Source organism: Actinacidiphila polyblastidii (assembly GCF_036353415.1).
GTDB classification, from domain to species: Bacteria; Actinomycetota; Actinomycetes; order Streptomycetales; family Streptomycetaceae; genus Actinacidiphila; species Actinacidiphila polyblastidii.
Genome location: NZ_JAZEWV010000026.1, coordinates 1 through 14785 on the forward strand (window position 1 = coordinate 1; position 14785 = coordinate 14785).

Genomic DNA, 14785 nt, shown 5'->3' on the forward strand with positions numbered 1-14785 from the left:
AACCACCCACCGGCCGGTGGCCCGGCAGCGACCGCAACCGCCCCACCGGGCCGGTGACGACGCACAGCCCTCGCCCCGGCCGAAAACCCCGGGCCGCGCCCGGAACGCGCGGTACTCCGCGTCAGCGGTTCTGCTCGTCGTCCTCGGGGAGTTTGCAGACGCGTTCGAGGAAGAGGGCGGCGGCGACGACGGCGACTCCGGCCAGGACGGCGAGGCCGGCGTAGATCGCCTGCTCGCGCCGGGGCTCCATGTCCAGCTTGTACATCACGAGGTAGAGCCCGGCGCCGCCGTAGAGCCCGACGACGAGCGCGCCGACGAGCGCGCTGGCCTGGCCGAAGACGACCGCGCGGGCGGCGGCGAGCGGGTCGACGCCCTTGGCGCCGGGCCGCCGCTCGCGCTGGGCCCGCAACCGCCCGCGCAGCGACAGCGCGGTGGCGAAGAGCGCGACGGCGATCACCGCGAGCACGATGGGCGCGGCCACCGGCACCCGGGGCAGCGTCCCGACGGTGTCCCACAGCCGCGCCGCCGACCACGCGATCACCAACGCGATCGCGAAGAGTCCGGCCAGCGTCCTGATCCGCAGCGTCCTCACCGAGTTGCCCGCCTCCACCAATGCCGTGTTTCCGCGTACCGCTGGTTCCCGACTGCTCTCAACGATTACTCCGGCAGCCGGAGTTCCACGTCGGCCCGGGGCCGCACACCCTGGCGGCCGACCGTCTCGACGAGTTCGGCGACGGGCCCGCGGCCGGGCAGCACCGCGGCCGGCTCCACGTCGTACCACGGTACGAGCACGAAGGCGCGCTCGTGTGCGCGCGGATGCGGGAGGGTCAGCCGGGGGTCGTCGCGGACCGTGCCCTCGTACGCCACGATGTCGACGTCGATGGTGCGCGGGCCCCAGCGCTCGGTGCGCACCCGCAGGTACGCCTCCTCGATGGCGTGGCCGCGCTCCAGCAGCGACTCGGGCGGCAGTGTGGTGCGGACCACGACGACGGCGTTGAAGTAGTCGGCCTGGCTGCCGGGCGCCACACCCCACGGGTCGGTCTCGTAGACCGGGGAGACCGCCTTGACCCGGACTCCGGGGGTGTCCTCCAGGGCGTCGACGGCGCCCTGGAGCGTCTCCAGCCGGTTGCCCATGTTGCTGCCGAGCGCGACGACCGCGGTCCTGGGGTTCTGCAGGGTGCTGTCGGCGGCGTCGACGGCCGCGGTGACCGCGGACGGCACGGGCTGCACGGTGGGGTCGGGCCCCGGCAGCAGGGGGTCGGGCAGCAGGTCGCGGTGCGGGCTCGGCTGGGGGGATGTCACGGGCGCCTCCGGCTGATGGTGACGGTCACGTCCTCGAAGGGCACGGTGATCGGCGCGTCCGGCTTGTGCACGGTCACCTCCACCTCTTCCACCGCCTGATGCCCAAGACAGGTGTCCGCGATGCGCTGGGCGAGGGTCTCGATGAGGTTGACCGGCTCGCCGGAGACGACGGCCGCGACCTGCTCGGCCAGCACACCGTAGTGCACGGTCAGCTCCAGGTCGTCCGCCGCCGCCGCGGCCGCGGTGTCCAGGCCCAGCACCAGGTCGACCACGAACGTCTGGCCGTCCTCGCGCTCGTGCTGGAACACCCCGTGGTGCCCGCGGACGCTCAGTCCGCGCAGCGTGACACGATCCACGACTTCACTCCCGCCGGTATGCGACTGCTGGCAACGGGTCCCGTCACGCGTACGGGCCCGGCGGGAAGAATCTACGTCACTCGTCCGGGTCGCCGTCCGCGACCGCGGTGCCGCCCGGTCCCTCGGGGCCGTCCTCGGGTCCCTCGCCGTCCTCGTCGTCGTCCTCGGCGAGCACCGGGGAGCCGTGGTGCGCCCACATCCGCCAGCCGTCGTGGGTGCGGCGGAAAACGTTGGTGGCCACCACCAGGCCGCCGACCAGCGAGCCGGCCGAGCCGTCCTCCTCGGCGGGGCCGCCGGTGAGGATGTTCTCGGTGCAGGTGACCAGGGCGGTGTCGCCGTCGACGGCGACCTCCACGTCGGTCAGGAAGAACTGGATGTACTCGGTGTTGGCCATGATCAGCGCGTAGGAGCGCATCACCTCGCGGCGGCCGCGCAGCGCCGGCCAGCCCGGGTGCACGACGGTGACGGACTCGGCGAGCGGCCCGGTCAGCACGACGTTCTCCAGCGCGTCCAGGTCGGAGGTCTCGATCGCGTCGTAGAACGCCTGGTTGGCGCGCTCCGCGGCGCGCGCCTCGGCGGTGCGGGCGGTCATCGGGCAGCCCCGCCGTTCGCGTCGCCGGACGTTTCGCCCGTCCCGTCGCCGGCCGGCCCGGCCGTGTCGCCGGCCGCTTCGATGGCGCGGGCCACCCGCACGGCGTCGGCGCTGGCGTGCACCTCGTGCACGCGGACCGCCCAGGCGCCCTCGCGGGCGGCGATCGCGGTGACGGCGGCGGTGGCCGCGTCCCGTTCCCTGGCGGGCGGCGCGGCGCCGGCGGCGCCGGCCAGCACCCGGCCGAGGAACCGCTTGCGCGAGGCCGCGACCAGCACCGGGCGGCCCAGCTCGCGCAGCGTCGCCAGCCGGGCGAGCAGCGCCAGGTCGTGGTCGGCGTTCTTGGCGAAGCCCAGCCCGGGGTCGACCACGATCCGTTCCGGGTCGACACCGCCGGCCACCGCCCGGTCCACGCCGGCGCGCAGCTCGTCGAACACCTCGGCGAGCACGTCGCCGTAGACCGCCCGGTTGTTCATGTCGATGCTCTGGCCGCGCCAGTGCATGACCACGAACGGCGTCCCCGCGGCCGCCACCACCGGGATCATCGCCGGGTCGGACAGGCCGCCGCTGACGTCGTTGACGAGCCGGGCGCCGGCCGCGAGGGCCTGCTCGGCGACGGCGGCGCGCATCGTGTCGACGCTGACCAGCACGCCGCTCGCGGCCAGTTCACGGACCACGGGCACCACGCGGCGCAGCTCCTCCTCGGGGTCGACCCGGGTGGCGCCCGGCCGGGTCGACTCGCCGCCGACGTCGACCAGGTCGGCGCCCTGCGCCACGAGGTCGAGCCCGTGCTTGACCGCCAGCTCCGGGTCGAACCACTGCCCGCCGTCGGAGAACGAGTCCGGCGTGACGTTGACCACGCCCATGACCGCGCAGCGGTCCCACTCCGGCAGCCCGAGGGGGCCGGTCCGACCCTGTGACGTACTCATGCGCCCAGCGTACGGGGCGACGCCGGGACGGGGGTGCGGCGGCGGCGCGGCGCCGGGGCCGCACCGCACGGCCGCCGGGTCCTGGCCCGGCGGCCCGTGCGGGTGTTCAGGCCACCGCGTGGCGGTTGCCGCGGCCTTCCTCCTCCGGCGCGGCGGCCCCGGCCGCGTAGCCGCTCTGGCGGCCGTGCGGCGGGCGCTTGGCGCGGCCGGGCAGGAACCGCTGGACCAGTTCGGGCAGCGGCAGCGACAGCGTGACGAACCCCTCGGCCTGCATGATCGCGAAGCCGATCCGGGGCAGGTCGCGGGAGTTGGGGAAGACCAGGAACCGCGGCACCCACGCGGGCTGGAACTTCGCGTTGAACTTGTACAGCGACTCGATCTGGAACCAGCGGGACAGGAACACCAGCAGCCCGCGCCAGCCGCGCAGCACCGGCCCCGCGCCGATCCGCTCGCCGCGGGCCAGCGCGGAGCGGAACATCGCGAAGTTCAGCGAGACCCGGGCCACCCCGAGCGCCGGGGCCTCCTGCAGGGCGGCGACGATCAGCAGCTCGTTCAGCCCGGGGTCGGCCGAGCGGTCACGCCGCATCAGCTCCAGCGACATGCCGTCGCGTCCCCACGGCACGAAGTGCAGCACCGCGCGCAGGTCGCCGAGTTCGGGGTGAGGGTCGCCCGGCTCGCGCTCCTTGTGGGCGGTGACGACCACGCAGTCGCCGTCGGCCTCCTCGCCGAACCGGCCGAGCGCCATGGAGAAGCCGCGCTCGGTGTCGGTGCCGCGCCAGGCGTCCGCGGCCAGCCGCACGGCCTGCTTCTCGTCCGCGGAGAGGTCGCGCACCCGGCGCACCCGGCACACGTACCCGGAGCGCTCGATCCGCTTGACCATCTGCCGGACGTTGCGCATCGCGCGGCCTTGGAGGGTGAAGTCGGCGGTCTGCACGATGGCCTCGTCGCCCAGCTCCAGCGCGTCCAGGCCGGTCTCGCGGGTCCACACCTCGCCGCCGGTCTCACTGCACCCGACCACCGCGGGCAGCCAGGCGTGCGCGCGGGCCAGCTCCATGAACTGCTCGATCGCGCCGGGCCACGCCTCGACGTCGCCGATCGGGTCGCCGCCGGCCAGCGCCACCCCGGACACCACGCGGTAGCAGACCGCGGCCTTGCCGCTGGGCGAGAAGACCACCGACTTGTCGCGGCGCAGCGCGAAGTGGCCGAGCGAGTCGCGGGCGCCGTGCCGTTCCAGCAGCGCGCGCAGCCGCCGCTCGTCCTCCTCGCCCAGCTCCGCGACCGGCCGGGCCGGGCGCAGCAGCAGGTAGACGGTGGAGCAGGCGATCAGCAGGCCGAGGCCGCCGAGCGAGTAGGCGACGATGTCGTTGACCCGGTCGCTGGTGTACTCCACCGGGCCCTCGAAGCCGAACAGGCCCCACAGCACGTGCTCGCAGCGGTCCGCGAAGCCGGGCGCGCCGCGCTCGGACGACGGGTGGGCGCTGGTGATGACCAGGCCGAGGGCGAAGGCGAAGGTGCTCAGGCCGACGAAGTTGGCCGCCGCCCGCCAGCGGGTGCGCGGGTCGGACAGCGCGGTGAACTCCCCGCGGTAGCGCACCAGCAGCCCCAGCAGCCCCAGGGACACCACCGCGCCGAAGATCGAGTGGCGGTAGATCAGCTGGGTCGCGGCGCCCACCGGCATCAGCGTCACCGCCGCCCACCAGGCGCGCGACTTCCCGCGCTTGAGGGCGTGCGCCAGCATCAGCAGCAGGATGCCGGTGACCACCGAGGTGGCGGCGGCCAGCGAGCTGACGGTGCCGGGGAAGACCGCCGCCATGTGGTGCATCCGGCCGTTGCGGAAGGCCGGGAAGACCGCGGAGACGACGTCGAGCAGACCGATGACAGCGGCAGCGGTGCCCATGATCCGGGGAACGGCGGAGGGGCGCAGCGGCCCGAGGCGGCGGCGCGGTTCGGCGCGGTCAGCGGACATCACACACCCCCTGCGGAACCCGGGCCGGGCTTTCGCCCTCTATCTGAACAGACATGGGTCACCAAACCCCAATATCACCGGGAATCACGGGACATGGCCCGCAATCTGCTCCAGTTACGAATAATGTGCGCCCTCTAGGACGGGAACCCGGGGCTCCGGGTTCCTTCCCCGTGGGGCGCACTTGAGCCGACACGGAAAGTACACCTGCCGACATGGGTCTCACGAGTAAGAAGGTCCTGATCTTCGCCGCGCTCCTCGCGGTGGTGTTCTTCGTGCTGACGGTCTGGCTGTGGCCACGGCTGTCCCGAAGAGGCGTCACCCCGGTGCTCGGCAGGGTCGGGATACTCGTGGCCACCCAGCTCTCCCTGATCTCCGCGCTGGGCCTGGCCGCGAACTACAGCTTCGGTTTCTACGGCTCGTGGGCCGACCTGTTCGGGCAGGAGACCTCGCCGGGCGTGGTGGTCGACCACGCGCTCGGCGGCGCGTCCGGGCAGCTGAGGGTGATGAGGACGCTGGACGTCAGCGCCCCCGGCGGCGGGGTGCCGCGCCTGGGCGGCCAGATCCAGAAGGTCGCGCTGGCCGGCGGCGTCTCCGGCATCAGCACCTCGGCGTACGTGTACCTGCCGCCGGAGTACTTCCGCGAGCCGACCAGGGTCTTCCCCGCCGCGGTGGTGCTGACCGGCTACCCGGGCATCGCCGAGGCGCTGTACAAGCGGATGAAGTACCCGACGATCGCCGCGCAGCAGGTCCGCAAGCACCAGGCGCAGCCGATGATCCTGGTGATGATGCGCCCCACGGTGGCGCCGCCGCGCGACACCGAGTGCATGAACGTGCCCGGCGGGCCGCAGACCGAGACGTTCTTCGCCAGGGACCTGCGAGCCGGGCTGCTGGCCCACTACCGGATCGGCACGGGCGCCGGCAGCTGGGGCATGATCGGCGACTCCACCGGCGGCTACTGCGCGCTCAAGCTCGCCCTGGAGGACCCGCACGACTACGCGGCGGCCGTCGGCCTGTCCGCGGACTACGCGGCGCCCGAGGACCCGACGACCGGCGACCTGTTCGGCGGCAGCAAGGCCGTACGGCAGCACAACAACCTCGGCTGGCGGCTGCAGCACCTGCCGCAGCCCCCGGTGCACCTGCTGGTGACCAGCAGCCGCCACGGCGAGAAGAACTACCGGGCCACGATGCACTTCATCGGCCTGGTCAAGGGCCCCACGAAGGTGTCCTCGATCATCCTGCCGAGCGGCGGCCACAACTTCACCACCTGGTCCCGGGAGATCCCGCCGTCGATGCGGTGGCTGGCGGCGCACCTGGTGCCGGACGCACATCCGGTGACGGTCCCCGCGGCGCAGCACGGGCGGCCGCACGGCGGGGCGCACCGCCCCGGCCCGCACGGGCGGCCGCCGGCGCACGGGGCGACCGCGCCGCACCCGGGGCTCACCGCGATAGGCGCCGACCGGCCGCGGCCGGCCCGCTGACCGGCGGCGGCGCCGGCGCTCAGCCGCGGCCGATGATCAGGCTCATCGCCTCGGAGCGGGTCGCGGGGTCGCGCAGCTGGCCGCGGACCGCCGAGGTGAGGGTCTTGGCGCCCGGCTTGCGCACGCCGCGCATCGTCATGCACATGTGCTCGCACTCGACGACCACGATCACCCCGCGCGGTTCGAGAATCCGCATCAGGGCGTCGGCGATCTGCGTGGTGAGCCGCTCCTGCACCTGGGGGCGGCGGGCGTAGACGTCGACCAGCCGGGCCAGCTTGGACAGACCGGTGATCTTGCCGTTGCTGGACGGGATGTAGCCGACGTGGGCGACCCCGACGAACGGCACCAGGTGGTGCTCGCAGGAGGACATCACCTCGATGTCCTTCACCAGCACCATCTCGTCGTGACCGAGGTCGAAGGTGGTGGTGAGGACGTCCTCAGGCCGCTGCCACAGCCCGGCGAATATCTCCCGGTAGGCGCGCGCCACCCGGGCCGGGGTCTCGCGCAGCCCTTCGCGCTCGGGGTCCTCGCCGACGGCGATCAGCAGTTCGCGGACCGCGGCTTCCGCCCGCTTCTCGTCGAACTCACCGGGCGTGCTCAGCCCGTCGAGCGTCACAGGATCGGTCATGGCTGCCTCGTTTCGTGGTGCTGCCGTTCGGGCCGCTCCGCCGGGTCGGGAACTGCGGACCGCGGACGGCACGACCGCGGCCCCAAGGTGAGAACCCTGGGGCCGCGACCTGCATTCCTTGCTGCCGGTACTACTGGTGCTGCTGGTACTGCGCGCTGCCGCTCGGTGGTGCCGGGCGGTCAGCTCTCGGCCGGACCCTCCTCGGGCTGCTCCACCGGCTTGGTGGTGGAGATGGCCGACGGGCCGCTGCCGTTGGCGGGCTGGGAGCCGTTGGTCAGCGCCAGCTCCTTCTCCTTCGGCGACAGCACCGGCGGCCGGGTGGAGGGCGTGCGCCGCGCGGAACCGGTCCACGCGGGGCGGGCGGGACGCTTGATGATCGGGGCGAAGACCTGCGCGATCTCCTCCTTGTTCAGCGTCTCCTTCTCCAGCAGGGCCAGCACGAGGTTGTCCAGGACGTCGCGGTTCTCGACCAGGATCTCCCAGGCCTCGTTGTGCGCCGTCTCGATGAGCTTCTTGACCTCCTCGTCGACCAGCCCGGCGACCTCCTCGGAGTAGTCGCGCTGGTGACCCATCTCACGGCCCAGGAACGGCTCGGAGTTGTCCGAACCGAACTTGATCGCGCCGAGCCGCTCGGTCATGCCGTACTGCGTGACCATGGCGCGAGCGGTGGCGGTGGCCTTCTCGATGTCGTTCGAGGCCCCGGTGGTCGGGTCGTGGAAGACCAGCTCCTCCGCGGCCCGGCCGCCCATCATGTAGGCGAGCTGGTCGAGCATCTCGTTGCGCGTCGTGGAGTACTTGTCCTCGTCGGGCAGCACCATCGTGTAGCCCAGCGCACGGCCGCGGGAGAGGATCGTCACCTTGTGGACCGGGTCGGAGCTGGGAGAGGCCGCCGCGACCAGGGCGTGTCCGCCCTCGTGGTACGCGGTGATCTTCTTCTCCTTGTCCGACATGATCCGGGTGCGCTTCTGCGGACCGGCGACCACGCGGTCGATGGCCTCGTCGAGCGTGCTGTTGTCGATCAGCTTCTTGTCGCCGCGCGCGGTCAGCAGGGCGGCCTCGTTGAGCACGTTGCTCAGGTCGGCGCCGGTGAAGCCGGGGGTGCGGCGGGCGACGGCCCTGAGGTCGACGTCCGGCGCGATCGGCTTGCCCTTCTGGTGCACGGAGAGGATCTCCAGCCGGCCCTGCAGATCCGGCGGGTCCACCGCGATCTGCCGGTCGAAGCGGCCCGGGCGCAGCAGCGCCGGGTCGAGGATGTCCGGCCGGTTGGTGGCGGCGATCAGGATGACGCCGCCCTTCACGTCGAAGCCGTCCATCTCGACGAGCAGCTGGTTCAGCGTCTGCTCGCGCTCGTCGTGGCCGCCGCCGAGGCCCGCACCGCGGTGCCGGCCGACGGCGTCGATCTCGTCGACGAAGACGATCGCCGGGGCGTTCGCCTTGGCCTGCTCGAAGAGGTCGCGCACCCGGGAGGCGCCGACGCCGACGAACATCTCGACGAAGTCGGAACCGGAGATCGAGTAGAACGGCACGCCCGCCTCGCCGGCCACGGCCCTGGCGAGCAGGGTCTTGCCGGTGCCGGGACGGCCGTACAGCAGCACGCCCTTGGGGATCTTGGCGCCGACCGCCTGGAACTTGGCGGGCTCCTGCAGGAACTCCTTGATCTCCTGGAGCTCCTCCACGGCCTCGTCACAGCCCGCGACGTCGGCGAACGTCGTCTTGGGGGTGTCCTTGGTGATCAGCTTGGCCTTGGACTTCCCGAACTGCATGACGCGCGAACCGCCGCCCTGCATCTGGTTCATCAGGAAGAGGAAGACCACGACGATCAGGACGAACGGCAGCAGCGAGAGCAGGATGCCGACGAAGGCGTTCTGCTTGGACTGCGTGACGGTGTACTTGTCCTGGAGCTGGACCCCGGGGACCTTGCCGTCGACGATCTGCTGCAGCCTGTTCGCGATGTCGGCGCCCTGGTCGCCGATGTAGCTGGCGCGGACCTTGCCGCTGCCCTCGATCTTGACGCCGTCCTTGAGCTGGACCTTGACCGATTGGTCGTCCCCGGTCGTCAGCTCGGCTGATTTGGCCTGGTTCGTGTTGATCGCGTGCAGTACCGCGCCGGTGTCCACCGTCTTGTAGCCGCCGCCGGACCCGACGACCTGCATCAACACGACCACGGCGAGGACAGCCAGCACGATCCACATCACTGGCCCACGGAAATAGCGCTTCACGTCCATCCATGCGGGGCGAGAACGCCCCGTCCCTCCTGCCACAGTGAGGCACCGCCGCCGTACGGCGACGTGTGCATCCGGTGTATTGACCCGACTGTATTGACCCGACCTTCGGACGGTACCTCAGCATTGTCACCCGAGGTCGCCGCAGACCGTTAACAATCCCGCTTTCCCCTGCTCCAACGGCGGAAAACCGATCCGGGTTCCCCGGGGTTGGGCCGACAGGGGCGGTGCGGGTCCTCAGCCGCCGTACACGTGCGGCGCGAGGGTCCCGACGAAGGGGAGGTTCCGGTACTTCTCGGCGTAGTCCAGGCCATACCCGACGACGAACTCGTTGGGGATGTCGAAGCCAGTGTATTTGACATCGATCCGCACCTTCGCCGCCTCGGGCTTGCGCAGCAGCGTGCACACCTCCAGCGAGGCGGGGCCGCGCGAGCCGAGGTTGCTGATCAGCCAGGAGAGCGTCAGGCCGGAGTCGATGATGTCCTCGACGATCAGCACGTCGCGGCCGGCGATGTCGGTGTCGAGGTCCTTCAGGATCCGGACCACGCCGGAGGACTTGGTGCCGGCGCCGTAGGAGGACACCGCCATCCAGTCCATCGTCACGTGGCTGGACAGGGCGCGGGCCAGATCGGCCATCACCATGACGGCGCCCTTGAGCACACCGACGATCAGCAGGTCCTTGCCCGCGTAGTCCCGGTCGATCTCGGCGGCCAGCTGCACCAGCTTCGCGTCGATCTCTGCCTTGGAGATGAGCACCTTCTCGAGGTCGGCGCCCATGTCGTTCTCGTTCACTGCGCGGTACGTCCCTAGGTCTGCGGCTCTACGACGGCGAGAAGAACAGTCTGCCATCCGACCTGCGGGCGGTGACGCCGCCCGGCAGGTTGAGCGCCTTCTGCCCGCGCCACCCCGTGACCAGGCGGTCGACCTCCTCGATGTGCCGGGCGAAGAGGAAGCCGGGCGGCGAGCCGGCGGCGACCGCCGCGCGCCGCAGCACCCGGCGGCGGACCGCGGCGGGCAGCGGGTACAGCCGCACCGCGTCGAGGCTGCCGTCGTCGCCGAGCGCGTCGCGCTCGGCGTCGGCCGCCCACTGGTCGAGGGCGTCCGCGTCGTCCCTGGACAGCTGGGCGGTACGGGCCAGCGCCTGGACGACGCCCTTGCCGAGCGACTTCTCCAGCACCGGCAGCGCCTCGTGCCTGACCCGGGACCTGGTGTACGCGGGGTCGTGGTTGTGCGGGTCCTCCCAGACGGTGATGCCCTGGGCCAGGCAGCCCTGGCGGACCGTGTCGCGGTCGAGCAGCAGGAAGGGGCGGCGGTAGCGGCCGCCGACACCGGAGACCGCGGCCATGCCGGACAGCGACCGGGTGCCGGAGCCGCGGGCCAGCGCCAGCAGCACCGTCTCGGCCTGGTCGTCGCGGGTGTGGCCGAGCAGCACGGCGGCGGCGCCGCGGCGCTCCGCGGTGGCGTCCAACGCGGCGTAGCGCGCGTCGCGGGCGGCGGCCTCGGGCCCGCCCTGGCGGCCCACGGTCACGCCGACGGCGTCGACCGGGTCCAGGCCGAGGGCGCGCAGGCGTGCGGCGACCTCCTCGGCGCGGCCGGCCGACCCGGCCTGCAGCCCGTGGTCGACGGTGACTGCTCCGGCGCGCACGCCGAGCCGGGGTCCCTCGAAGGCGAGCGCGGCGGCCAGCGCCATCGAGTCGGCGCCGCCGCTGCACGCGGCGAGCACCAGGGGGTGGGGTTCGGTCGACGCGGTGAGCACGTCGTGCAGGACGCGTCGGACGGCCAGACGTATCGCCGCGACCGTGGGGTGGGGTCCCATGTCCGGTTCCCTCCTGGGGAGGCTGAGGGGAGCTGCTGTGCGCAAGGGGAATGACGCAGGGTGTTCAGATGGTGACAGAAGTCCGGGCATTCCCCGAGCATCGCACGCGCCACCCCACCGCTACGGTCCCTCGGACGGGTGAACCGGAGGCGGGAGGGGGTCAGGAACCGGCGCGGCGGTGCACCCGGGCGACCCAGTCCGCCGGTTTGGCGATCTCCGCCTTCGTGGGCAGCGTGTTGGGCGAGGTCCACACCCGGTTGAAGCCGTCCATCCCGGTCTCGTCGACCACGGCCCGCACGAACCGCTCGCCGTCCCGGTACTGGCGCAGCTTGGCGTCCAGGCCGAGCAGCCGGCGCAGCGCCTGGTCGAGGCGGCCGGCGCCGCTGGCGCGGCGCTGGGTGAACTTCTCCCGGATCTCCGCGACGCTCGGCACGACCTGCGGGCCGACCCCGTCCATCACGTAGTCGGCGTGGCCCTCCAGCAGCGACATCACGGCGGTCAGCCGGGCCAGGATCTCCCGCTGCGACGGCGTCTGCACCAGGTCGACCAGGCTGCGGCCGTCGTCGCCCTGCTCCTGCGCGTCCTGGCCGCCGCCGCTGAAGGACTGCACGGCCTGCCGGACGCGCTCGATCACCGTGGAGGCGTCCAGGTCGGTCTCGCCGAGGAACGCCTGGATCTCGCCCTCGATGTGGTCGCGCAGCCAGGGCACCGCGGAGAACTGGGTGCGGTGGGTCTCCTCGTGCAGGCACACCCACAGCCGGAAGTCGTGCGGGTGCACGTCCAGCTCCCGCTCGACGTGCACGATGTTCGGCGCGACCAGCAGCAGCCGGCCGGCCCGCGCCTCGCCGGGCCCCGGCTTGACCGGACCCGCGGGCATCTCGCGGCTGGGCGGCGCGAACGTCTCGTACTGGCCGAGCACCCGGGAGGACAGGAAGCTCAGCAGCATCCCGACCTCGACGCCGGTGACCTTGCCGCCCACGGTGCCCAGCACCGCCCCGCCGGCGCCGCCCGGCCTGCGCTCCTGCATCTTGCCGAGGAGCGGCTTCAGCACCTCGCGGAAGCCCGCCACGTTCGCCTTGACCCAGCCTGGGCGGTCCACGATCAGCACCGGGGTGCCGTGCGGCGCGCCCTCGCTCTCCCCGTCGCCGTACATCCGCGTGAACGCGCGGACGTGGGTCTCCGACTGCTGGGCGTGGCCGCGCAGTTCGGCGACGATCGCGCGCGCCTCGTCCCGGCTCACCTCCGGCCCCGGCCGGGTCAGCCGCTGAGCGGTCGCCACGGCGAGGTTCCAGTCGACCATCTCGCTTCCACTGATGCTCGTCATGCCTTCACGTTACGTTGCCGGTCCCGCTTTGGGGGCGCCTCGGCTGGCTTCTGCCGCCGGGGGTCGCGGCTCTACCCGGTGGTGAGGGCGGCGGCCAGGGTGTCCAGGGCGGCCTGGGCGCCGGCGGCGGACGGGGCGTCCTGGCTCATGAAGGAGAAGGCCAGCAGCCGCCCCGAGGGCGCCAGGACGGTGCCGGCGATGGTGTTGGTGCCGGTGAGCGTGCCGGTCTTGGCGTGCACCAGGCCGGCGCCCGCGGACGCGTGGAAGCGGGACGTCAGCGTCCCGGTGAAGGCCGCCACCGGAAGCCCGGTGAGGATCGGCCGCAGTTCGGGGTGGGACGCGGCGGCCGCCTGCGCCAGCACCCCGGCCAGCGTGCGCGGCGCGAGCCGGTCCGCGTGCGAGAGCCCGCTGCCGTCGGTGAACACCGCGCCGTCCAGCGGCACCCCGTAGCGGGCCAGCTCGGCGCGGACGGCGGCGGCTCCGCCGGCGAAGGTGGCCGGCCGGCCGGACGCGCGGGCCGCCTGCCGGGCCAGCGCCTCGCCGAGGTCGTTGTCGCTGGTGGTCAGCATCCGCTCCACCAGGTCGGCGACGGTCGCCGAGCGGTGCGCCGCCAGCCGGGTGCCGCCGTGCCCCGACCCGGCGGCCGGCGCGCCGTGCACGGTGACGCCGCGCTTGCCGAGCAGCGCGGCGAAGGCGTCGGCGGCCGCCGACGCGGGGTCGTAGGCGCGCGGCGCGGGGCCGCTGGAGGAGCCGTCGAGCCGTCCCTCGCGCACCATCAGGCCGGTGACCGGCGCGAGGTTCTCGTCGTGCCCCATCGGGTGCAGGGCGGGCCCGGCGAAGTACGACGCGTCGTACGCCAGCCGCACCGACGTGGTGCCCGCCGCCTTCAGCGCCGCCGCGGTGTCGTCGGCGAGCCCCGCCGGGTCGAACGTCGGGTCGCCGCCGCCGACCAGCACGATCCGGCCGGGCGCGGTGCTCACCACGGTGGTGGTCAGCCGGGCTTCCGGGCCCAGCGTGCCGAGCGCGGCCAGCGCGGTGGCCAGCTTGGTGACCGACGCCGGGGTGCTCGCGTCGGCGGCGCCGCGCCCGTACACCAGCCGCCCGGTGGTGACATCGATCACGGCGCCGGTGCGCACCGGGCCCAGCGCGCCGGCGGCCAGCAGCCGGTCCAGGCGGGTCCGCAGCGTCCCGGACAGCGCCGGGTCCTGCGCGGATGCCGCGCCGGCCGGCGCGAGCACCGGGACCGCGGCCGGCGGCGCGGGGGCCGCGCGCCGCACCGGCGCGGGGCGCGCGGCGGCGGGCCGCTCCCGGTCCCGGGCGGCGGCGTGGACGCGTTCCGCCGTACGCTGGCCTGACTCCCACGGCCCGGCGGCGGCCACCGCCCCGGCAGCCACCGCCAGACCTATCGCCGCCGATCCCGCCACGACCTGCCACGTCCTGCCGAGCGGCACCGCCGACCAGCCCCTTTCGCGACCACCCATTTGCGTGGGGGACACTTAACCACCCGCACTGAGCGCTGATCACGGAGGAGTAGGGCCTTGGAGTTCGACGTCACGATCGAGATCCCGAAGGGTTCGCGGAACAAGTACGAGGTGGACCACGAGACCGGTCGTATCCGCCTGGACCGCAGGCTCTTCACCTCGACCAGCTACCCGGCCGACTACGGCTTCATCGAGAACACCCTCGGACAGGACGGCGACCCGCTGGACGCGCTGGTCCTGCTGGACGAGCCGACGTTCCCCGGGTGCCTCATCACGTGCCGCGCGATCGGCATGTTCCGGATGACCGACGAGGCCGGCGGCGACGACAAGGTGCTGTGCGTGCCGGCGTCGGACCCGCGGGTGGAGCACCTGCGCGACATCCACCACGTCAGCGAGTTCGACCGGCTGGAGATCCAGCACTTCTTCGAGGTCTACAAGGACCTCGAGCCCGGGAAGTCCGTCGAGGGCGCGAACTGGGTCGGGCGGGCCGACGCGGAGGCGGAGATCGAGGAGTCGTTCCGCCGCCTGAAGGAACACGGCGACGGCCACTGAGCCCTGGCCGGGCGGACGTCCCCCTGTCCGCCCGGCCAAGCCCCCCGGGCTGCCGCCCGGATCGCGCTGGACTCCCGGGCTGCGCCCGGACCGCGGTGGGCTTTGCGCCCCGCCAGGGGCGCGAGCAACCACCCGCCGTCCG

At 73.1% G+C, this 14785-nt stretch carries 14 protein-coding genes; 2 read left to right on the forward strand and 12 right to left on the reverse strand.

Going from position 1 to position 14785, the window contains the following annotated elements; translation table 11 throughout:
* Positions 1-121 precede the first annotated feature (121 nt).
* The 6 genes from V2S66_RS24860 to V2S66_RS24885 all read right to left on the reverse strand — a co-directional run bounded on the left by V2S66_RS24860 (position 122) and on the right by V2S66_RS24885 (position 5142).
* Complete coding sequence (locus tag V2S66_RS24860) at positions 122-592, reverse strand: DUF3180 domain-containing protein (RefSeq protein WP_330798712.1); 471 nt, start codon at positions 590-592, stop codon at positions 122-124.
* 65 nt (positions 593-657) lie between these two features.
* Positions 658-1266 (reverse strand): 2-amino-4-hydroxy-6-hydroxymethyldihydropteridine diphosphokinase, encoded by a 609-nt coding sequence (folK, locus tag V2S66_RS24865; protein ID WP_330798713.1) that lies wholly within the window; start codon positions 1264-1266, stop codon positions 658-660.
* Positions 1267-1298: 32 nt separating this feature from the next.
* Entirely contained in the window at positions 1299-1658 is a 360-nt protein-coding gene (gene folB / locus V2S66_RS24870; RefSeq protein ID WP_330798585.1) for a dihydroneopterin aldolase, read from the reverse strand.
* A 76-nt stretch (positions 1659-1734) separates the two neighbouring features.
* The gene (locus tag V2S66_RS24875) at positions 1735-2250 is read right to left on the reverse strand and encodes a nuclear transport factor 2 family protein (protein ID WP_330798586.1); all 516 of its coding nucleotides are present in this window, start codon (positions 2248-2250) and stop codon (positions 1735-1737) included.
* Positions 2247-3176, reverse strand: a complete 930-nt coding sequence (gene folP, locus V2S66_RS24880; protein ID WP_330798588.1) for a dihydropteroate synthase — start codon at positions 3174-3176, stop codon at positions 2247-2249. Before folP ends, V2S66_RS24875 begins: the two co-directional genes overlap by 4 nt.
* 106 nt (positions 3177-3282) lie before the next feature.
* A complete protein-coding gene (locus V2S66_RS24885) occupies positions 3283-5142 on the reverse strand; it encodes a phosphatidylglycerol lysyltransferase domain-containing protein (RefSeq protein WP_330798590.1) in 1860 nt (619 codons plus the stop codon).
* A 212-nt stretch (positions 5143-5354) separates the two neighbouring features.
* On the opposite strand from V2S66_RS24885, the gene V2S66_RS24890 reads away from it, so the two are divergent.
* Positions 5355-6620, forward strand: a complete 1266-nt coding sequence (locus V2S66_RS24890; protein WP_330798592.1) for an alpha/beta hydrolase — start codon at positions 5355-5357, stop codon at positions 6618-6620.
* Between the two features lie 19 nt (positions 6621-6639).
* Here the strand turns inward: V2S66_RS24890 and folE are convergent, their stop codons facing one another.
* The 6 genes from folE to dacB all read right to left on the reverse strand — a co-directional run bounded on the left by folE (position 6640) and on the right by dacB (position 14091).
* Positions 6640-7248, reverse strand: a complete 609-nt coding sequence (gene folE / locus V2S66_RS24895; RefSeq protein ID WP_330798594.1) for a GTP cyclohydrolase I FolE — start codon at positions 7246-7248, stop codon at positions 6640-6642.
* A 179-nt stretch (positions 7249-7427) separates the two neighbouring features.
* Complete coding sequence (gene ftsH / locus V2S66_RS24900) at positions 7428-9473, reverse strand: ATP-dependent zinc metalloprotease FtsH (protein ID WP_330798596.1); 2046 nt, start codon at positions 9471-9473, stop codon at positions 7428-7430.
* Positions 9474-9707: 234 nt separating this feature from the next.
* A complete protein-coding gene (gene hpt / locus V2S66_RS24905; protein WP_330798597.1) occupies positions 9708-10262 on the reverse strand; it encodes a hypoxanthine phosphoribosyltransferase in 555 nt (184 codons plus the stop codon).
* A 28-nt stretch (positions 10263-10290) separates the two neighbouring features.
* Entirely contained in the window at positions 10291-11286 is a 996-nt protein-coding gene (tilS, locus tag V2S66_RS24910) for a tRNA lysidine(34) synthetase TilS (RefSeq protein ID WP_330798598.1), read from the reverse strand.
* A gap of 160 nt (positions 11287-11446) precedes the next feature.
* Entirely contained in the window at positions 11447-12610 is a 1164-nt protein-coding gene (locus V2S66_RS24915) for a zinc-dependent metalloprotease (protein WP_330798599.1), read from the reverse strand.
* A gap of 71 nt (positions 12611-12681) precedes the next feature.
* On the reverse strand, positions 12682-14091 hold the full coding sequence (gene dacB / locus V2S66_RS24920; protein ID WP_330798600.1) for a D-alanyl-D-alanine carboxypeptidase/D-alanyl-D-alanine endopeptidase: 1410 nt from the start codon (positions 14089-14091) through the stop codon (positions 12682-12684).
* A 57-nt stretch (positions 14092-14148) separates the two neighbouring features.
* Between dacB and V2S66_RS24925 the strand changes: the two genes are divergently transcribed.
* Complete coding sequence (locus V2S66_RS24925; RefSeq protein WP_330798601.1) at positions 14149-14643, forward strand: inorganic diphosphatase; 495 nt, start codon at positions 14149-14151, stop codon at positions 14641-14643.
* The last annotated feature ends 142 nt before the right edge of the window (positions 14644-14785 follow it).